At 61.0% G+C, this 16,813-nt stretch carries 25 protein-coding genes; 10 read left to right on the top strand and 15 right to left on the bottom strand.

Annotated features, from left to right (window positions below; all coding sequences use genetic code 11):
- Window positions 1-132 precede the first annotated feature (132 nt).
- Window positions 133-318: a YdcH family protein gene (locus AB7813_RS15825; RefSeq protein ID WP_068728781.1), complete on the bottom strand. Its 186-nt coding sequence runs from the start codon at window positions 316-318 to the stop codon at window positions 133-135.
- Between the two features lie 249 nt (window positions 319-567).
- Here AB7813_RS15825 and AB7813_RS15830 point away from each other — a divergent pair, with 249 nt between their 5' ends.
- Window positions 568-774, top strand: coding sequence for a YdcH family protein (locus tag AB7813_RS15830; RefSeq protein WP_068728782.1), 207 nt, complete (start codon window positions 568-570; stop codon window positions 772-774).
- A 409-nt stretch (window positions 775-1,183) separates the two neighbouring features.
- Window positions 1,184-1,435 (top strand): hypothetical protein, encoded by a 252-nt coding sequence (locus AB7813_RS15835; protein ID WP_068728784.1) that lies wholly within the window; start codon window positions 1,184-1,186, stop codon window positions 1,433-1,435.
- 24 nt (window positions 1,436-1,459) lie between these two features.
- Here the strand turns inward: AB7813_RS15835 and AB7813_RS15840 are convergent, their stop codons facing one another.
- On the bottom strand, window positions 1,460-1,753 hold the full coding sequence (locus AB7813_RS15840) for a hypothetical protein (protein WP_439065027.1): 294 nt from the start codon (window positions 1,751-1,753) through the stop codon (window positions 1,460-1,462).
- A 101-nt stretch (window positions 1,754-1,854) separates the two neighbouring features.
- Between AB7813_RS15840 and AB7813_RS15845 the strand changes: the two genes are divergently transcribed.
- Genes AB7813_RS15845 through AB7813_RS15855 form a run of 3 tightly spaced genes read left to right on the top strand, consistent with a single transcriptional unit; the run spans window position 1,855 to window position 3,637 of the window.
- Window positions 1,855-2,058, top strand: a complete 204-nt coding sequence (locus AB7813_RS15845; RefSeq protein WP_439065028.1) for a hypothetical protein — start codon at window positions 1,855-1,857, stop codon at window positions 2,056-2,058.
- Window positions 2,055-2,543, top strand: a complete 489-nt coding sequence (gene purE, locus AB7813_RS15850; protein WP_068728790.1) for a 5-(carboxyamino)imidazole ribonucleotide mutase — start codon at window positions 2,055-2,057, stop codon at window positions 2,541-2,543. The genes AB7813_RS15845 and purE overlap by 4 nt, the downstream gene beginning before the upstream one ends.
- A gap of 8 nt (window positions 2,544-2,551) precedes the next feature.
- A complete protein-coding gene (locus AB7813_RS15855) occupies window positions 2,552-3,637 on the top strand; it encodes a 5-(carboxyamino)imidazole ribonucleotide synthase (RefSeq protein ID WP_309943157.1) in 1,086 nt (361 codons plus the stop codon).
- 26 nt (window positions 3,638-3,663) lie between these two features.
- Here AB7813_RS15855 and aqpZ read toward each other — a convergent pair whose 3' ends face one another.
- The gene (gene aqpZ, locus AB7813_RS15860; RefSeq protein ID WP_439065029.1) at window positions 3,664-4,386 is read right to left on the bottom strand and encodes an aquaporin Z; all 723 of its coding nucleotides are present in this window, start codon (window positions 4,384-4,386) and stop codon (window positions 3,664-3,666) included.
- Window positions 4,387-4,669: 283 nt separating this feature from the next.
- On the opposite strand from aqpZ, the gene rpsU reads away from it, so the two are divergent.
- Both rpsU and AB7813_RS15870 read left to right on the top strand, forming a co-directional pair.
- Window positions 4,670-4,972: a 30S ribosomal protein S21 gene (gene rpsU / locus AB7813_RS15865; RefSeq protein ID WP_089265892.1), complete on the top strand. Its 303-nt coding sequence runs from the start codon at window positions 4,670-4,672 to the stop codon at window positions 4,970-4,972.
- Between the two features lie 170 nt (window positions 4,973-5,142).
- Entirely contained in the window at window positions 5,143-5,802 is a 660-nt protein-coding gene (locus tag AB7813_RS15870; RefSeq protein WP_175367821.1) for a tetratricopeptide repeat protein, read from the top strand.
- A gap of 85 nt (window positions 5,803-5,887) precedes the next feature.
- Here AB7813_RS15870 and AB7813_RS15875 read toward each other — a convergent pair whose 3' ends face one another.
- From AB7813_RS15875 to AB7813_RS15885, 3 genes are all read right to left on the bottom strand, one after another.
- The gene (locus tag AB7813_RS15875) at window positions 5,888-6,724 is read right to left on the bottom strand and encodes a hypothetical protein (protein ID WP_231079238.1); all 837 of its coding nucleotides are present in this window, start codon (window positions 6,722-6,724) and stop codon (window positions 5,888-5,890) included.
- Window positions 6,725-6,890: 166 nt separating this feature from the next.
- Window positions 6,891-7,178 carry a cupin domain-containing protein gene (locus tag AB7813_RS15880; protein ID WP_068730343.1) on the bottom strand — a complete coding sequence of 96 codons (288 nt, stop codon included), beginning with the start codon at window positions 7,176-7,178 and terminating at the stop codon, window positions 6,891-6,893.
- 20 nt (window positions 7,179-7,198) lie between these two features.
- Entirely contained in the window at window positions 7,199-8,299 is a 1,101-nt protein-coding gene (locus AB7813_RS15885) for a calcium:proton antiporter (protein ID WP_089266242.1), read from the bottom strand.
- Window positions 8,300-8,471: 172 nt separating this feature from the next.
- Between AB7813_RS15885 and AB7813_RS15890 the strand changes: the two genes are divergently transcribed.
- Window positions 8,472-8,864, top strand: coding sequence for a VOC family protein (locus AB7813_RS15890; protein ID WP_089265890.1), 393 nt, complete (start codon window positions 8,472-8,474; stop codon window positions 8,862-8,864).
- Window positions 8,865-8,928: 64 nt separating this feature from the next.
- On the opposite strand, the gene AB7813_RS15895 is transcribed toward AB7813_RS15890, so the two are convergent.
- The 9 genes from AB7813_RS15895 to AB7813_RS15935 all read right to left on the bottom strand — a co-directional run bounded on the left by AB7813_RS15895 (window position 8,929) and on the right by AB7813_RS15935 (window position 15,564).
- Window positions 8,929-10,332, bottom strand: coding sequence for an NAD(P)(+) transhydrogenase (Re/Si-specific) subunit beta (locus AB7813_RS15895; RefSeq protein ID WP_439065030.1), 1,404 nt, complete (start codon window positions 10,330-10,332; stop codon window positions 8,929-8,931).
- A gap of 10 nt (window positions 10,333-10,342) precedes the next feature.
- Entirely contained in the window at window positions 10,343-10,657 is a 315-nt protein-coding gene (locus AB7813_RS15900; protein ID WP_089265888.1) for a proton-translocating transhydrogenase family protein, read from the bottom strand.
- An 11-nt stretch (window positions 10,658-10,668) separates the two neighbouring features.
- On the bottom strand, window positions 10,669-11,799 hold the full coding sequence (locus AB7813_RS15905; protein ID WP_439065031.1) for a Re/Si-specific NAD(P)(+) transhydrogenase subunit alpha: 1,131 nt from the start codon (window positions 11,797-11,799) through the stop codon (window positions 10,669-10,671).
- 82 nt (window positions 11,800-11,881) lie between these two features.
- Window positions 11,882-12,034 carry an aa3-type cytochrome c oxidase subunit IV gene (locus tag AB7813_RS15910; protein WP_068728814.1) on the bottom strand — a complete coding sequence of 51 codons (153 nt, stop codon included), beginning with the start codon at window positions 12,032-12,034 and terminating at the stop codon, window positions 11,882-11,884.
- 108 nt (window positions 12,035-12,142) lie between these two features.
- Window positions 12,143-12,535, bottom strand: a complete 393-nt coding sequence (locus tag AB7813_RS15915; protein WP_175367820.1) for a type II toxin-antitoxin system death-on-curing family toxin — start codon at window positions 12,533-12,535, stop codon at window positions 12,143-12,145.
- Entirely contained in the window at window positions 12,532-12,792 is a 261-nt protein-coding gene (locus AB7813_RS15920) for an AbrB/MazE/SpoVT family DNA-binding domain-containing protein (protein ID WP_120287136.1), read from the bottom strand. Before AB7813_RS15920 ends, AB7813_RS15915 begins: the two co-directional genes overlap by 4 nt.
- Window positions 12,793-12,864: 72 nt before the next feature.
- A complete protein-coding gene (locus AB7813_RS15925; protein WP_439084021.1) occupies window positions 12,865-14,775 on the bottom strand; it encodes a M3 family oligoendopeptidase in 1,911 nt (636 codons plus the stop codon).
- A gap of 25 nt (window positions 14,776-14,800) precedes the next feature.
- A complete protein-coding gene (locus AB7813_RS15930; protein ID WP_089265883.1) occupies window positions 14,801-15,238 on the bottom strand; it encodes a hypothetical protein in 438 nt (145 codons plus the stop codon).
- Entirely contained in the window at window positions 15,235-15,564 is a 330-nt protein-coding gene (locus tag AB7813_RS15935; RefSeq protein ID WP_089265882.1) for a helix-turn-helix domain-containing protein, read from the bottom strand. The genes AB7813_RS15930 and AB7813_RS15935 overlap by 4 nt, the downstream gene beginning before the upstream one ends.
- Before the next feature lie 110 nt (window positions 15,565-15,674).
- Here AB7813_RS15935 and AB7813_RS15940 point away from each other — a divergent pair, with 110 nt between their 5' ends.
- Window positions 15,675-16,016 (top strand): hypothetical protein, encoded by a 342-nt coding sequence (locus AB7813_RS15940; protein ID WP_093757132.1) that lies wholly within the window; start codon window positions 15,675-15,677, stop codon window positions 16,014-16,016.
- Between the two features lie 136 nt (window positions 16,017-16,152).
- Window positions 16,153-16,806, top strand: a complete 654-nt coding sequence (locus AB7813_RS15945; protein ID WP_231079233.1) for a TerC family protein — start codon at window positions 16,153-16,155, stop codon at window positions 16,804-16,806.
- Window positions 16,807-16,813: the final 7 nt, after the last annotated feature.

Consider the following 16,813-nt stretch of genomic DNA (forward strand, 5'->3'; position numbering starts at 1 on the left):
CGAATACTGGAGCTTCGTCGCAAACCTATCGCGGGATGAGGGGAAGACGTCATCGCACCTACGCGAAAGCAGTGACGTAGACGACGATGTCGATGCTGTGATTTATCGTTCGCTGATCAGTGCAGCCGTTGATCAGTGCACCGTTTCGCTGGCCCCGTTTTTGAGACGCTGGATTTCGTCCCTGACCATCAGTTTTCGACGCTTGAGTTCGACGATGCGGAGATCGTCGGTAGACAGGTGCACGAGCGCTTCGTGCAATTCGCTTTCGAGAACTTTGTGCTTGCGTTCCAGTTCGACGAGATGCGCCTGTAGTGCCATTCGAAAACTCCTCGGTAGGATTGAACCTCAGGATACGTTCGGTTGGACGATGAATTCTACATGACAGTGGACATCTGTCGATGGGTATTGAAAAGTGTATTTTGAGCTTCGGGTATCGTCTGAAACGAATCGTGACCTAATTGCGCAGCAAAAACATGGAACCGGACGGCTTGCGTGGTGCGCCTGCACCGGCGATAGTCATCCTAGAAATTCCTCGCAAATGACTTGCGAATCCAGTCAGCTAGAAACATGAACGACGACGAAGATCGCGAACTCCCGTTAGAACTCGCCCGATTGCAGCAAGAACATCGCGACCTCGACGCCGCTATCGATGCCTTGCAACATTCACCGGCACCCGATCTTTTGCGACTGCAACGGTTGAAGAAGAGAAAGCTTCAGCTGAAAGACCGCATCTCCTTCATCGAAGATCAGATCACCCCGGATATTATCGCCTGAGACAATGCGTCACGCTCTGGCCGTCGGCTAAAGAGCGGCCATGACTGCAACCCGATGCGTGACGATCAATAGATCGGCTTTCTTTAACTCGCGGTGAATGCAGCAGGCTGGGTGTTGAACTCGCCCGTCGTAAAAACCTTGCTTCGCGACGGCCGCCGCTCTTTTCGCGCGGCATCGTAGGCACGACAGCCAAACTTAATTCTGGCCAGCATCGCATCGTGGCGCGGTGAAAACTGCTGAGGCTGCGCGAATTGATCGCGATGGCGCTGGCGCTCGCACCGCGCAAGCCAGCCGTTGCGGCCTCACAGGAGCGGAACGGGGCGACCGCAAACAAGACGCTGCCGAAACTTGACAATAAGAACAAAATAAGAACAAACTTACGCCGAGATCAATCGACTCGTGAGGCACCATGGCCGATATCACCTATTATGTCGCACTGCCCTTCCTGCACGACGACTCTGGTTCGCCCGCCGCCGGTGCCGCCGAGGAATGTCAGAGCGCATCCGGCGCCATCCGCCGCGCCGAACTATTGTCCCGTGCGCCAGGTTCAATCGGCGCATTGGCCTTCAGCCGTACCGGCGATCCGATGATCGGCGAGTTCGGCGACGCCCAGGTGATCCGCGCCTTTGGCGAAGTGCCAAGCGACCTCAGCGCGTTGTAAGGCGCCAACGCCGGCGATGGCTAACTACACTTTCGCGCGTCGCGCGGTCTTGCGCACGTACATCGCCCTGTCGGCCTGAACCAACGCGGCTTCGCCATCGACATCGGGACCCAGCAGTGCGACGCCTGCAGAGGCGCCAGCCGACACGTTGATGTCGCGGAAGACGAAAGTGAGCTGGTCGATCGCGGCATCGAGCACAATCAGTGCACCCGTCGCGCTATAGCGGGCGATGAAGGCCACGGCGCGGGTCAGCTCGCGGGCAAAGCCACGGCGGTTGAGAATGTCGAGCAGGAAGTCGGTTTCCGCCGAAGCTCGCAATTCGGCAATCTTCGCCTCGGCCTGTGTGAGTTGCGCTTCCAGCCGCCCGAATCGTCAGCGCGGCCGCCGGCGCGCGGCTTTTTGGCAGCGACACCAACGCCTTGGAACCGCGCAACGCCGGCTTCATGGAAGGTTTGACCGACTTTGCAGCAGGCGTTCGGGTTTTCTTTTGCATGGGATTTGTTACAAGGCTTGCCAGTCTTCACCAAGACGAGATCATGTTTGCCACGCTCCTTGCCACGCAAGGGGACGACATTGTATTTCCAGCCTATCTTTCTGGATTCGCGAAAGAAAATACGGAATGACCGCGCCCGTCGCCATTATTATGGGAAGCCAGTCGGACTGGGAAACCATGCGCCATGCCGCCGAAACGCTGACAGCGCTCGGCGTATCCCATGAGGCGCGCATCGTCTCGGCCCACCGCACGCCGGACCGGCTGGTCGCATTCGCCAAGGGCGCCAAGGCAGCGGGCTTCCAGATCATCATCGCCGGTGCCGGCGGCGCTGCGCATTTGCCCGGCATGGCCGCGGCGCTGACGGAACTCCCGGTATTCGGCGTGCCCGTGGAATCCAAGGCGCTGTCCGGCGTCGACTCGCTTTATTCGATCGTACAGATGCCGGGCGGCGTGCCCGTCGGCACGCTGGCCATCGGCAAACCCGGCGCGATCAATGCGGCACTGCTCGCGGCGAGCGTGCTGGCGCTGCACGACACGGCACTGGCAACAAAGCTCGCCGCCTGGCGCAAGGCGCAGACCGATGCCGTGGCTGAAAAGCCGGAAGGTGCAGCGTGAGCGCTGTGGTGACGAAGGTTCTCAAGCCGGGCGATACGATCGGCATTCTCGGTGGCGGCCAGCTCGGTCGTATGTTGGCGATGTCCGCAGCACGCCTCGGCCTCCGCTGTCAGGTTTTTTCACCGGATCCGGATTCGCCGGCTTTCGATGTGGTGCAGAACGCGACATGCGCTGAATATGCTGATGTCGAGGCGCTCGAACTGTTCGCCAGCGATTGCGACGTCATCACCTACGAATTCGAGAACGTGCCGGCCGCCACCGCGATGATCCTCGACGCGCGGCGCCCGGTTCTGCCCGCACAGACAATCCTGCAGACCACGCAGGATCGTCTGGCCGAGAAGGATTTTGTAACGTCACTGGGTATCGGCACGGCCGGTTACGCAGGTGTTGCGAATGCTGGCGAGCTTCATGCCGCGGTCAAGAAGATCGGTCTGCCAGCTGTCATCAAGACACGTCGCTTCGGTTATGACGGCAAGGGCCAGGCAATCATCCGCGAGGGTGACGATCTCGATCAGGTCTGGAAGGATCTCGGCACCAATTCCGCGATCCTTGAAGCCTTCGTGCCGTTCGAACGCGAGGTCTCGGTCATCGCTGCACGCGGCGCCGACGGTCAAGTCGAATGTTTCGACGTCACCGAGAACGAGCACCGCGATCACATCCTGAAATTCTCCTATGCGCCCGCACGCATCTCCGACGCGCTTGCCGCGAAGGCACGCGAGATCGCCGAGAAGATCGGCACTGCGCTGGGCTATGTCGGCGTCTTTGCCGTCGAACTGTTTGTCGTGCCCGGTAAGGACAGCGCGACGCTTGTCGTGAACGAAATTGCGCCGCGCGTGCATAATTCCGGCCACTGGACGCTCGATGGCGCCTCGGTGTCGCAATTCGAACAGCACATCCGCGCCATCGCCGGCTGGCCGCTCGCCAAACCCGTCCGCCACGGCCAGGTCACCATGATCAACCTGATCGGCGACGACATTCTCGACTACGGCAAGTGGCTTACCGTCCCCGGCGCCACCGTGCATCTCTATGGCAAGGGCGCGCCGAAGCCCGGCCGCAAGATGGGCCACGTGGTTGAAGTGAAGCCGGCGACGTAACGGCGCCGGCTTCACCGCCTCATTCGTCAGGCGGTCGCCTTGCCTTCCACCACACCAGTGGGCTCGTCACTCAGCCAGCGATAGATCGCGCCGCCGAGAACACCGCCAACCAGCGGTGCCACCCAGAACAGCCACAACTGCTGCAGTGCCCAGCCGCCGACAAACAATGCCGGCCCAGTGCTGCGCGCCGGATTCACCGACGTGTTGGTGACTGGAATGCTGACGAGGTGGATCATCACCAGCGCAAGCCCGATTGCCAGCGGCGCGAAGCCCGCAGGGGCCTTGCCGTGCGTGGACCCCATAATGATGAACAGGAACATCATGGTCATCACCACTTCCATGATGAAGCCCGCGACCATGCTGTATTTGCCGGGCGAATGATCGCCGTAGCCGTTCGACGCAAAGCCCTTGGCAAGGTCGAAACCGGCAGCGCCGCTGGCGATGACATACAACACGGCCACACCTGCAACCGCACCGACGACCTGCGCAATCACATAAGGGAGAATCTGGCCGGCGGGAAAACGTCCACCTGCCGCAAGGCCCACGGTGACCGCAGGATTGAGATGGCAGCCCGAAACGTGGCCGATGGCATAGGCCATGGTCACGACGCTGAGGCCGAAGGCCAGCGAGACGCCGACGAGACCGATACCGACCTGCGGAAATGCTGCCGCGATTACGGCACTGCCGCAGCCTGCAAATGTGAGCCAAAAGGTGCCGATCAGCTCGGCCGCGTATTTTTTCCCATTCATGATGCTCTCCGGTCGTAATCGGCGTCCCGGCTGAGTCGCCACGGGAATTATGCGTCCGTGCTCCAATACCTGTCGAGACAGGGAACCTGCCCTATCCCCACCCGGGAAAATTCGGAAAAAATAGGTTATTTTCCCGGCCCAGAAGGTTAAAATGACGGTGCCGCAAGGTGGACATTCGCCATTTCATCTGGTACATCGGCGCCCTTGAGGTTAAGGGCATGGCCTTTGTCGGCCCTTCACTTTACCGAAATTCAAATCCGATCAATTGAAAAGAGGATGCCGCGTGCAGGTTCTCGTTCGCGATAATAACGTCGATCAGGCTCTCAAGGCGCTGAAGAAGAAGATGCAGCGCGAGGGTATTTTCCGCGAGATGAAGCTCCGCGGTCACTACGAGAAGCCCTCTGAGAAGAAGGCTCGCGAGAAGGCTGAGGCTGTGCGTCGCGCACGCAAGCTGGCTCGCAAGAAGCTGCAGCGCGAAGGCCTGCTGCCGATGAAGCCGAAGCCGGTGTTCGGCGCGGGTCCTGGCGCCGATCGTGGCGGCCGTCCCGGCGCTGGCGGCGCGGGCGCTCCGCGTCCGGCGCGCTAAGCGCACTTCATCCACCGAGTTTGATAACGCGGGCCAAAGCCCGCGTTATTTTTTTGCGCAGTTGCTTTTTGCGCGAACTACTTCTTTGGCGCGCTGGTCTTGATCGGGTGCATTTTGCCCGATGTCGCGCTACCAATAGGTCATTGGTCGCTGCGTGAGATTGGCCCTGCATGGAATGTCCCGTCCGCAAGTCCCCGTCCCGCTTCGGCGCCCGCGGTCTTACCGCGATTGCCCTTATCGTTACGGGTCTGTGCGGCACCGGATGCTCGTTCAACCTGTCGTCACTAACACCAGGGTCTGACAAGGACGAACCGAAGACGACGGCTCTGGCGCCTCCGCCGCCCGCGAATGCCGGCAAGACCAATCCGCAGGATGCACAGATCCACGCTGCACGCGCGCAGGCGCTCGCACAATCCGGCAAACCCGATGACGCGCTGCTGGCCTTCAATCAGGCACTCGACCTCGATCCGCACAGTGCGCAGACCTTCTACCAACGCGGGCTGCTCTATCAGTCCGAGAAGAAATATGAATTTGCCATCGCGGATTTTACGTCGGCCAACGGCCTGACGCCGCAGCAGGCCGATCCCCTGCTCGGCCGCGCGCAATGCTATCTCGCCCTCGGCAAAAACCAGGAAGCCGCAGCGGATCTCGACGAGGCTTCGCAGGTGGCACCGGGCAATGCGCAGGTCTGGCTGACCCGCGGCGCGACCTATGAGAAGCTTGGCGACAGGGCCAAGGCCGCAGACTCCTACAGCCGCGCGGTCGCGCTGCGCCCGAAGGACGATGCCGCGCGGAACGGCCTCGCCCGCACGGGTGGACGCGCGGGCTAGCTAAAGCTGGCAGGAGTCAGGCTGATACCAATACGACGTCGCCCTGCATGCGTGAGAGCGGCGCGCGGAAAATCCACCGTTTCCCTTACCGCTCGAACGGGCGCGGGATCACCGAATTGAACACCGACTTTGCCGCAGACAGCACATCTTCGGCCACGTTGGTGCGCTCAGATCGCGGTGTGCCAGCAGCATCCGCCTGCAGATCCATCGGCTGCGGCGTCGGGATGTCACCGGGCGGACGAATGCGACGTACTTCGGGGCGTTCGGCCTGCGAGGGCATGGGATCGAGCTTCTCGACGCTTGGCGTCGCCACCACGATCGGCGGTGGCAGCTGCTGCATCGACGGAGGGGAAACAGTCCGTGCGGCTTCCTGCACCCGAGGCGCCTCCGGTGCACGCGGAGTCTCAGGCGCACGGGCAGCTTCCTGGGGTCGCGGCTCGCTGCGGTTCAGGCGCTCGATGGCAGCACGGGCGAGATCGTTGGCGTCGCGGCGTTCATCCGCGCTGGCATTCGCCGCTGGCGCAGTGCCCACGGTGGCAAGGACCGGCGCAGGCGCGGCCGGAGCCGGCGCGGGTTTGGCCGCTGCCTTCTCGCGCAATGCCGGCTGATGGCGACGCGGCTCGGGTGTCGTGGCCGCCTCGGGCTTTTCGATGCTGGCCTTCTCGACCACTGGCTTATCGCCGGCCTTGGCCGGGGCCGATTCGGGCAGATTGGCGAGGTCGGCAGAATTCTCGGCGGGCTTGGCTGTCGCTGCCTTGGTGTCAGGCTTCGGCTCCGCAGACGTCGATGCGACAGCCGCAGCGGGGCGATCCGGGCTCGCCTTCGGGATGATGTAGTGATTGACGATATAGGCACCCACGATCGTCGCCAGAATCGACGGCAAGATATCGATGGTGAACTTCGAGAGATACTTGTGCAGCATGAACCGGCCTCTTCCCCAAGCTGCTTCATGCTAGGAATTTGAGGCTGATTCAGGGATCAATCGCGACGGATCGAAGGCAAAGTTCCAATCCGTCGCATTGAATTGTTTCAGGTCGTCCTCAGCAGGCTAAGCACGATGAACCGGCAGCCGCTGGAGGCAGACAAGGTTAAGCTTTCTTAACCTCGACCTCGAGAAACACGATTTCCTTGTCGGTTTCATTCAGAACGTCATGCTCGACGCCTGCTTTGCGGAAATAGGATTTGCCGGTCGTGATCGGCGCCTGCGAACGGGTGCCGTCCGGCGCAACGATGGTCATCACGCTCGTGGTGATCGGAACGATCACATAGTCCATCCCATGGGTGTGGTGACCAGTCGCCGCGCCAGGCGCGAGTCGCCATTCGGTGACGCGAACTTCGGGCGTGTCCTGCTGAACGTCGGACTGGGCAGCGAGCATCGTCTCATTCTCCAAAGTGGTCACGGCACAAACACCATGAAGATGAATACCGCAAACACTACCAAGTGAACCAGCCCGAACAGGATGTTTGTGCGTCCGGTGCCAAAGGTCAGCATGCTCAGCACGAAGGTCATCACCAGCAGCACCATCTTCTGCGCACTGAGACCGAGCACCAGTTCCTTGTTTAACGCATAGGCTGCCACCGCAACCGCAGGTATCGTCAGTCCGATGGTGGCGAGCGATGAACCGAGTGCGAGGTTGATGCTCTTCTGCAGATCGTTGCCACGCGCGGCAGAAATGGCGGCGACGCTTTCCGGCAGCAGGATCAGCAGCGCCACGAGGATACCGGCAAAGGCTTCCGGCGCGCCGATCCGTTCAATGCCGGCATCCACCACCAGCGAGAATTTCTTCGCCAGCAGCACCACCGCCAACAACGAGACCAGCAGCAAAACGGCGCTGACGGCCAGAAGACGGTTGGAAACATGCCCGCCTGCGGCACCTTCGCTACTTCCGTCTGCGACGAAGTAATCCTGATGTCGGATGGTCTGCGTGTAGAGAAACACCGCATAGAGCATGATGGTGGCGACGCTGACGAAGGCGAGCTGTGCGTTCGAATAGAACGGCCCCGGAGTGGTCAGGGTGTAATTCGGCAGGATCAGCGTGATCGTCGCCATCACAATCAGCACACTGAGATAAATATTCGAGCCCGTGACCTGAAAATCCTGCTCTCGGTAACGCAACCCTCCGACAAGGATGCAGATGCCAACCAACCCGTTGCAAACGATCATCACCACCGCGAAGACAGTATCGCGCGCCAGCGTCGGGACGGCCTTGTCACCCAGCATGATGGAGGCGATCAGCGCCACCTCGATGATAGTCACGGCCAGTGTCAGCAACAGCGTGCCGAACGGTTCGCCGATCTTGTGTGCGATGACTTCGGCATGATGCACGGCGGCGAACACCGTGCCGAACAGGATGACCAGCAGAACAACCGCGAACACAATGCCAGCAGTCGTCTCAGTGAATCCGATCCCGAGCGAAGGAATTGACGTCGCGATAAAAAGCAGAACGGCCAACGTGGGGAAAATCCAGGACGATCTGGGCATGGGATGTGCTGACATCAAGCAAGTGTCCTGATTGAAAACGGGTTCGGCAGCAAGCGACACGCCGCTATTGCAGACCCACAAAACCGATTGCGCGGCGGGATCATGCCGTCTCGCCAAACTGCATATGATGCGTATAGTTGCGTATCACCTGAAGGTGAGTTTGCAAGAAAGTGGGAGAGGAAGCGAGATGTTTTCACATGTCATGATCGGCACCAACGACCTCGAAGCCGCGAAGTCGTTTTATGACAAGCTGCTCGGCACGCTGGGCGTCCCGCCCGGCGCCGTCGATCGCCACCGGGTTTTCTGGCGGACCAAGACCGGTACTTTCTCGGTGTCGAAGCCGATCAATGGCGAGCCTGCTTGCGCTGCCAATGGCGGCACCATCGGCTTTCTCGCCAAATCGCAGGAAGAAGCCGATGCCTGGCACGCCGCCGGCATCGCCAATGGCGCCACCACCTGCGAAGAACCGCCGGGCATCCGCGAAGGCGGCGTGAAGCTTTATCTGGCCTATCTGCGCGACCCCGACGGCAACAAGCTGTGCGCGCTGTATCGCTTGCCAAAGGAAGACGCTGCGAGCTGACCTTTCAAACAAAAAACGCCCGGCTTGTAGCCGGGCGTTTTGATGAAGGTCATCAGGGTGGGACTTACATCGCCTTGACGATGTTCTCCGTCACCTTCTTCGCGTCGCCGAGCAGCATCATGGTGTTGTCGCGATAGAACAGCGGGTTGTCGATGCCGGCATAGCCGGACGCCAGCGAGCGCTTGATGAACATCACGGTGCCGGCCTTCCAGACCTGCAGCACCGGCATGCCGTAGATCGGCGAGGTCTTGTCATCTTCCGCCGCCGGATTGGTGACGTCGTTGGCGCCGATCACGAAGGCGATGTCAGCCTGCGCGAATTCCGAATTGATGTCCTCCAATTCGAACACCTCGTCGTAAGGCACATTGGCTTCCGCCAGCAGCACGTTCATGTGGCCGGGCATGCGGCCGGCCACCGGATGAATGGCGTATTTCACCTCGACGCCTTCCTTCTTCAGCGTGTCGGCCATTTCGCGCAGCGCATGCTGGGCCTGCGCCACCGCCATGCCATAGCCGGGCACGATGATGACCTTCTGCGCGTTCTTCATGATGAAGGCCGCGTCGTCCGCCGAGCCGAGCTTGGCCGGCTTCTGTTCGCCCGAGCCACCACCGGCCGCCGCGGTCTCGCCGCCGAAGCCGCCGAGGATGACCGAGATGAAGGAACGGTTCATCGCGTGGCACATGATGTAGGACAGGATCGCGCCCGACGAGCCGACCAGCGCGCCGGTGATGATCAGCGCCGAATTGCCCAGCGTGAAACCGATGCCGGCAGCTGCCCAGCCGGAATAGGAGTTCAGCATCGAGATCACGACCGGCATGTCAGCGCCGCCGATCGGGATGATCAGCAGCGCGCCGAGCACCAGCGCAATGACGGTGATGAGCCAGAAGTCGACCGCACTGCCCGAACGGACCAGACCGAAGATGAAGAACACCAGCGCCAGGGCGAGCGCGATATTGATGATGTGACGCGCCGGCAGGATGATCGGCGAGCCGCTCATGCGGCCGGAGAGCTTGGCGAACGCAATCACCGAGCCGGTGAAGGTCAGCGCGCCGATGGCGACGCCGAGCGACATTTCGACGAGGCTGGCGCCGACGATCTTCTTGGTCACCGGATCGAGAATGCCGAAGGCTTCCGGCGCATAGAACGCGCCGGCGGCAACCAGCACCGCGGCCATGCCGACCAGCGAGTGGAAGGCCGCGACCAGTTCGGGCATCGAGGTCATCGGCACGCGCTTGGCGATGACCGCGCCGATGCCGCCACCGATGGCGATACCGAGGATCACCAGGACCCAGCCGAGCGCATCGGCCGGCGGATGCGCGGCCAGCGTGGTACCCACTGCGATGACCATGCCGGCCATACCGAGGAAATTGCCCTGGCGGCTGGACGCCGGGCTGGACAGCCCGCGCAGCGATAGGATGAAGAGGATGCCCGCGACGAGATAGAGCAGTGCGGCGAGATTGGCGTTCATCGGGCTGCCCTTACTTCTTTTTCTTCTGGTACATCGCAAGCATGCGCTGCGTGACCAGGAAGCCGCCGAAAATATTGACGCATGCAAAGATCAGCGCGACGAAGCCGAAGCCGCGCGCCAAGGCGCCGCCACTGCCGACCATGTTGACACCGACCGCGAGCAGTGCGCCGACCACGATCACCGAAGAGATCGCATTGGTCACCGACATCAGCGGCGTATGCAGCGCGGGGGTCACCGACCACACCACGAAATAGCCGACGAACACGGCGAGCACGAAGATCGAGAGCTGAAAGACGAACGGGCTGACCAGCGAGGCATGATCCATGGCAGCGCTCCTTAAGCGGTCTTCGGCAGGAAGTTCGGATGAATGACGGCGCCGTCCTTGGTCAAAGCCGTTGCCTTGACCAGTTCGTCGTCCCAGTTCACCGCGAGCGCCTTGGTCTCTTTGTTGACCAACGTTTCGATGAACGAGAACAGGTTGCGCGCATAGAGGCTCGACGCCGAGGCGGCGACGCGGCCGGCGACATTGGTATAACCAACGATCTTGATGCCGTTGACGTCAGCGACTTCGCCGGGCTTGGCACCTTCGACATTGCCGCCGCGTTCGACGGCGAGATCGACCAGCACCGAACCGGGCTTCATGGACGCCACCATCTCGGCGGTGACCAGACGCGGCGCAGGCCGGCCCGGGATCAGAGCGGTGGTGATGATGATGTCCTGCTTCTTGATATGCTCGGCAGTGAGCGCGGCCTGCTTGGCCTGATATTCCTTGGACATTTCCTTGGCGTAGCCGCCGGCGGTCTGTGCGTTCTTGAATTCGTCGTCTTCCACCGCAAGGAATTTCGCGCCGAGGCTCTCGACCTGCTCTTTGGTGGCCGGGCGCACGTCTGTCGCGGTGACCACCGCGCCCAAGCGGCGCGCGGTCGCGATCGCCTGCAGGCCGGCGACGCCGACGCCCATCACGAATACCTTGGCGGCCGGAATGGTGCCGGCGGCTGTCATCATCATCGGAAAAGCGCGGCCGAAGCTTTCGGCGGCCTCGATGACGGCGCGGTAGCCGGCGAGATTGGCCTGGCTCGACAGCACGTCCATCACCTGCGCGCGGGTGATGCGCGGCATCAGCTCCATCGCGAAGGCCGACACGCCGGCATCGGCCATCGCCTTCAGCGCCGCGTCGTTGCCATAGGGGTCCATGATCGCGATCACTAGCGCACCGCGCTTGTAACCGGCGAGTTCGGACACCTCGGGACGCTTCACCTTGATGACGATGTCGGCATCCTTCACCGCATCGGCGCTGATGGTGGCGCCCACGGCCGTGTATTCCGAATCCGGCAGGCCGGACTTGATGCCGGCGCCAGGCTCAATCGCCACATCGACGCCGAGCGCCTTGAACTTCTTCACCGTGTCGGGCGAGATCGCCACGCGCGGTTCGGACGGATCGATTTCCTTGGCAACGGCAATCTTCATGGGGCCTCCGGCGGCGCAAGGCACGCGCGTGAGCAAATAGGACAGGACACCACCCGAGTCGGGCGGCGCAATCGGCGATAGATCAGGTAAGGAAGATGCCCATCAGGGCCACGATGGCGACGACGCCGATGGTGCCCCACTTCACCAGCACGAGAAAGCCCTCATAGGTCTGCTCATGCGCCGGATAGTCGTTGCCATCGGCCGTGGTGTAAGCGACTTCGCTGTGATCGGACATCAGGGTCTCCCGCCTCGTATTTCGTATGTTGCCACGGAATTAGCGCAATTGGATATGGAGAGCAACGGTTGCTGGCATACCACGGCAATCTTTACATACCGCAGTGCATTAGGCGGGCCAGTTGTCCCGAATCCAGCGCGTGAGCGATTGCTCGCTGACTTCGCCGGCAGCAAGGGCAAGGATGATCTCTGTAGCTTGGCCGGGATCTGGGGCGAACGAGATATCATTCATGCGCAAGAACACCATCATCGCATGAAAGGCGATGCGTTTGTTGCCATCAACGAACGCATGATTTTTGGCGAGACCGTATCCATAAGCTGCAGCAAGCGCCGCCATATCAGTCTCGCCGTAATGCCATTGATTGATCGGCCGTAGCACTGCCGACTCAAGGAGGCCGTGGTCCCGAACACCTTCGGGACCACCAAACATAGCAAGCTGTTCCGCGTGCATGTCGATTACTTCATCGACATCAAGCCACAATGGCTCGAATGTCGCGTTCATTTGGCCAGCGCGGCGAATGTATCCCTGTATTCGTGCATCACCTTGCGGGCGATTTCCATCGTCCGCGCATGCTTCGGATTGAAGGGAGACAGCCGCAAGCTTCCGTCTGGCTGTTCAACCGGATAGAATTTGTCGCCCTCCTTCAAATTGAGGCGCGCCAGCAATTCCTTCGGCAAAATCACTCCCACCGAATTACCAATTTTACGAATTTGAAGCGCCGTTGCCTCGAATTCGGGATTCCGGGCAGCTCCATTCATAGGTCCAACTCCCTGTTGTACGGAATGTATAACAGAAAGCTCGCGTACGTACAACAAATGTTTTACGTACGCCTACCCCATCGCTTCAAGCTCATCGATCATCCCGGCGATGACCGAGAGGCCGCCGTCCCAGAAGGTCGGGTCCCTGGCGTCGAGGCCGAAGGGCTTGAGCAATTCGGAATAGTGCTTGGTGCCTCCAGCGGCGAGCATCGCGAGGTAGCGATCCGCAAACCCTTCCTGGGCGTTCTCGTAAACCGCGTAGAGCGAGTTCACGAGGCAATCCCCGAAGGCATAGGCGTAGACGTAGAACGGCGAATGGATGAAGTGCGGGATGTACATCCAGAAGTTCTCGTAACCCGGTTTGATCTCGATCGCCGGCCCAAGGCTTTCAGTCTGCACGCTGAGCCAGAGTTCGCCAAGCCGCTGCGCGGTGAGTTCGCCGTGGCGACGCTCGGTGTGAACAGCGCGCTCGAATGAATAGAACGCGATCTGCCGCACCACCGTGTTGATCATGTCCTCGACCTTTCCCGCCAGCAGCGCCTGACGCTGCTTGGCGCTCTTGGTCTGCGACAGCAGCCGCTTGAAGGTCAGCATTTCACCGAACACGCTGGCAGTTTCGGCCAGCGTCAGCGGTGTCGGCGCCATCAGCGCACCGTTGCGGGCGGCGAGCACCTGATGCACGCCATGGCCGAGTTCGTGGGCGAGCGTCATCACGTCGCGCGGCTTGCCCTGATAGTTCATCAACACATAGGGATGCGCCGACGGCGTGGTCGGATGCGAGAACGCTCCGGGCGCCTTGCCCGGGCGCACCGGCGCATCGATCCAGCGATCGGTGAAGAAGCGCTTGGCGATATTGGCCATGTCTGGTGAAAACGCGCCATAGGCGGTCAGCACCATGTCCTGTGCGTCCGACCATGGAATCGTGCCGGTCGGCGCAAACGGCAGCGGCGCGTTGCGGTCCCAATGGGCGAGCTTCTTCTTGCCGAACCAGCGCGCCTTCAACTGATAGTAGCGATGCGACAGCCGCGGATAGGCCGCGCGCACCGATGATACTAGTGCGTCCACCACTTCGCGCTCGACGCGATTGTTGAGATGGCGGGAATCCGCAATATCCTGGAAACCGCGCCAGCGGTCGGAGATTTCCTTGTCCTTGGCCAGCGTGTTGGTGATCAGCGCAAAGGTGCGCTCATTGGCCTTGAAGGTTTTCGCCAGCGCTTGCCCGGCCGCCTTGCGCTTGGCCGGCGCGCGGTCCTGCAGCATGGTCAACGTTGGCTCGATCGCCAACTCCTTGCCGCCGAGCTTGAAGCGAAGCCCCGCGATTGTCTGATCAAACAGGCGGTTGAAGGCGCCATAACCGGTCTGAGACTTCTCGTGAAACAGCTGCTCGACGCGGTCTTCGAGCTGATAGGGCTTGTCCTTGCGGCTGTCTTCGATCCACGGCCGGTAGTGGCCAAGCTCGGGCGTCTGCATCGCCTGCTCGATCACGGCATCGTCGACACGATTGAGTTCGAGGCCGAAGAAGAGGAGATGCACCGACGCCGCGGTGATGCGCTCGGAAACGTCGCCGTAGAATTTCGAAATCGCAGGATCGACGCTGTCGCCGGCATGGACGAGACCGGCATAGGAGCCGAGCCGGCCGGCCAGATCGTCGATCGCCTCATAACGGCGAACAGCGCCCGCGAGCCACACACCACCGCCGGGCTTAGCCGTCTCTTCCGCGAGCTTGCCCTTGTAATCAGCTTCGAATGCCGCGCATTCGGCGTCGATCTTGTCGAGATCCCCGGCAATCTCCGGCGCGTCGATCGCCGTATAGAGATCCGCAAGATTCCATTCCGGCAGCTTGCCCCCCGGCGATTTGGCCGATGATTTCGGCGCCAGCTTGCTCACCGCTTTTTTGGCCGGAGCGGATTTGCGCGAAACAGTTTTGCGAGAAGCGGTCTTTCGAGAAGGCTTGGCAGTCCGAGCAGTCGCAGATTTCGTCATGAATACTTTCGGTTGGATGCAGCCGTCACACGAAAGCAGCGAGCTGCGGAGCGAAATGGACAAGCAGTTCTTCGCCCTCGGTCATCAAGGGTTCGATCTCGTCATGAAGCATATGGCGAATCGTACACCACACCATGACAATCCGTGCGACAAGCCACCATCGCGTCCCGCGCAGCGCAGTGCGGGCATGCGCCGCCACCAGCGGCAGGCTGCGATGCTCGAACAACAGGCGCCCGGTGCCGTCTTCGAGAATGTACTGGCCATCCACGCGCGATACGCACAATTCGCAGGCCTGCTCCGGCTGCGGTCCCAGCAGATAGAGCTGCGCATCGCCGTTCTCAGTGATGCCAGTCTCCCATTCGCGGCCGCGATGCCCGAGATTGATCGTGTCGGCAAGCGTGGCGAGCTCGGTCTCGCTCCACGCGCCCTGCAGCGGTTTGCGCTGAAATGCGATGACGTTCATTTGGGTGCTCCAAACAGCAGCCGGTGCAATTCCGGCTCGTAATAGACCAGCAAATGTTTTGCGAAGGCGGCCGGCTCCAGACCGAGCTGAATGGCCCATGCTTCCATCGTTTCGGTGGGCACCCGACTGAAGCCGTTCTCAACCTGCGAGATGAACGTGTAATATTTGAGACCAAGTTTTGCGGCGAGATCGACCTGCGACAACCCGGCTTCCGCGCGTCGCGCTTTTAGCCAATCCCCAGCCTGTTTTCGCAACTGCCGCGCTTCCGGCAAGGCTTTGCCGCGCTGCACTCCAGCGAAATCTTCTTGATTTTCGCCACGTTTCATGATTACGAAACTATCCAGTATGAATTAAAGATCTGACGACTTCCTGTAGCACGACTATCGAGCTGCAAGAACGTTGCGGACGGGATGAAACGATACCCGACAGGACAACGATGGCCTTTACGGATCGCAACAGCATTGGCCGCAATTATGCGCCTCCTGCCCCTCACCGGGTCAAGGAGCTGTTTGCCGCAACCCTTTTGCTGGCGCTAACCGCGGCACTGGCCTTGCGCGCATTTGTCTCGCTCGATGCGCTGGCGCCGATGGTCGCCACCCTGCTATTCGCACTTGCAGCATTGATGGCCGGCGGCGCGCTGATTCCGCGGAACTTCGCGCGGCGCGCGACCTGGTTCGATGTCGCCGGCGTCCTGACCTTCATCGGCGTCGGCATCACCATTCTCATCGAGCCCGACCAGATGGTTCGGCTTGTCACCCTCTCGGATCAACCCGAGTAACGGATCGGATCAACCGCGGGATCAAACCCGCATGTTTGCAAAGCACGACTTTTAACAAGCACGTCCTGGCCCGGGCCCCTCTGGCAGTTCACCCGAACTGTGATGTCGGACTGGACGTTCATACGGAGTGGCCCACATGACAGACTTCTTCACCGCTGAAGCTATGACTGCACTTTTCCAGGTCGTGATGATCGACCTGGTCCTCGCCGGCGACAACGCCATCGTGATCGGCCTTGCGGCCGCCGGCCTTCCCAAGGAACAGCGCGGCAAAGCCATCCTGATCGGCATCATCGCCGCCACCATCCTGCGCATCGGCTTCGCCAGCATCACCGTCCAACTGCTGCAGATCATCGGTCTGCTTCTGGCCGGCGGCATCCTCTTGCTGTGGGTGTGCTGGAAGATGTGGCGCGAATTGCGCGCCGGGCATGAGCACGATCTCGACGCGCTCGAGAACCAGCTCAATGCCGATGGCACGGCCAACGGCCCGCGCAAGACGCTGGGCCAGGCGATCTGGCAGATCACCGTCGCCGATGTGTCGATGTCGCTGGACAACGTGCTCGCGGTCGCCGGTGCCGCGCGTGAACACCCGAGCATCCTGATCTTCGGCCTCGTGCTGTCGATCGCGCTGATGGGTCTCGCCGCCTCCTTCATCGCCAAGCTGCTGCAGAAGCACCGCTGGATCGCCTATGTCGGCCTCGCCATCATTCTCTATGTGGCGGGTGACATGATCTATCGCGGTGCCCGCGAAGTCTGGCCCTATGCGACGGCTTACCTCGCCCCGGTGTTATGAAAGCATT

The organism is Tardiphaga sp. 20_F10_N6_6 (assembly GCF_052076045.1).
Lineage (GTDB): Bacteria > Pseudomonadota > Alphaproteobacteria > Rhizobiales > Xanthobacteraceae > Tardiphaga > Tardiphaga robiniae.

What these genes read in the sequence shown, in the direction of transcription:
- AB7813_RS15825 (WP_068728781.1), bottom strand. Translation starts at nt 318, where the DNA reads ATGGCACTACAGGCGCATCTCGTCGAACTGGAACGCAAGCACAAAGTT.
- aqpZ (WP_439065029.1), bottom strand. Translation starts at nt 4,386, where the DNA reads ATGAATGGGAAAAAATACGCGGCCGAGCTGATCGGCACCTTTTGGCTC.
- AB7813_RS15910 (WP_068728814.1), bottom strand. Translation starts at nt 12,034, where the DNA reads ATGTCCGATCACAGCGAAGTCGCTTACACCACGGCCGATGGCAACGAC.
- AB7813_RS15915 (WP_175367820.1), bottom strand. Translation starts at nt 12,535, where the DNA reads ATGAACGCGACATTCGAGCCATTGTGGCTTGATGTCGATGAAGTAATC.
- AB7813_RS15945 (WP_231079233.1), top strand. Translation starts at nt 16,153, where the DNA reads ATGACAGACTTCTTCACCGCTGAAGCTATGACTGCACTTTTCCAGGTC.
- AB7813_RS15900 (WP_089265888.1), bottom strand. Translation starts at nt 10,657, where the DNA reads ATGGATCATGCCTCGCTGGTCAGCCCGTTCGTCTTTCAGCTCTCGATC.
- AB7813_RS15940 (WP_093757132.1), top strand. Translation starts at nt 15,675, where the DNA reads ATGGCCTTTACGGATCGCAACAGCATTGGCCGCAATTATGCGCCTCCT.
- AB7813_RS15870 (WP_175367821.1), top strand. Translation starts at nt 5,143, where the DNA reads ATGGAATGTCCCGTCCGCAAGTCCCCGTCCCGCTTCGGCGCCCGCGGT.
- AB7813_RS15895 (WP_439065030.1), bottom strand. Translation starts at nt 10,332, where the DNA reads ATGAACGCCAATCTCGCCGCACTGCTCTATCTCGTCGCGGGCATCCTC.
- AB7813_RS15930 (WP_089265883.1), bottom strand. Translation starts at nt 15,238, where the DNA reads ATGAACGTCATCGCATTTCAGCGCAAACCGCTGCAGGGCGCGTGGAGC.
- AB7813_RS15935 (WP_089265882.1), bottom strand. Translation starts at nt 15,564, where the DNA reads ATGAAACGTGGCGAAAATCAAGAAGATTTCGCTGGAGTGCAGCGCGGC.
- AB7813_RS15920 (WP_120287136.1), bottom strand. Translation starts at nt 12,792, where the DNA reads ATGAATGGAGCTGCCCGGAATCCCGAATTCGAGGCAACGGCGCTTCAA.
- AB7813_RS15885 (WP_089266242.1), bottom strand. Translation starts at nt 8,299, where the DNA reads ATGTCAGCACATCCCATGCCCAGATCGTCCTGGATTTTCCCCACGTTG.
- AB7813_RS15835 (WP_068728784.1), top strand. Translation starts at nt 1,184, where the DNA reads ATGGCCGATATCACCTATTATGTCGCACTGCCCTTCCTGCACGACGAC.
- AB7813_RS15830 (WP_068728782.1), top strand. Translation starts at nt 568, where the DNA reads ATGAACGACGACGAAGATCGCGAACTCCCGTTAGAACTCGCCCGATTG.
- AB7813_RS15880 (WP_068730343.1), bottom strand. Translation starts at nt 7,178, where the DNA reads ATGCTCGCTGCCCAGTCCGACGTTCAGCAGGACACGCCCGAAGTTCGC.
- purE (WP_068728790.1), top strand. Translation starts at nt 2,055, where the DNA reads ATGACCGCGCCCGTCGCCATTATTATGGGAAGCCAGTCGGACTGGGAA.
- AB7813_RS15890 (WP_089265890.1), top strand. Translation starts at nt 8,472, where the DNA reads ATGTTTTCACATGTCATGATCGGCACCAACGACCTCGAAGCCGCGAAG.
- AB7813_RS15925 (WP_439084021.1), bottom strand. Translation starts at nt 14,775, where the DNA reads ATGACGAAATCTGCGACTGCTCGGACTGCCAAGCCTTCTCGAAAGACC.
- AB7813_RS15905 (WP_439065031.1), bottom strand. Translation starts at nt 11,799, where the DNA reads ATGAAGATTGCCGTTGCCAAGGAAATCGATCCGTCCGAACCGCGCGTG.
- AB7813_RS15875 (WP_231079238.1), bottom strand. Translation starts at nt 6,724, where the DNA reads ATGCTGCACAAGTATCTCTCGAAGTTCACCATCGATATCTTGCCGTCG.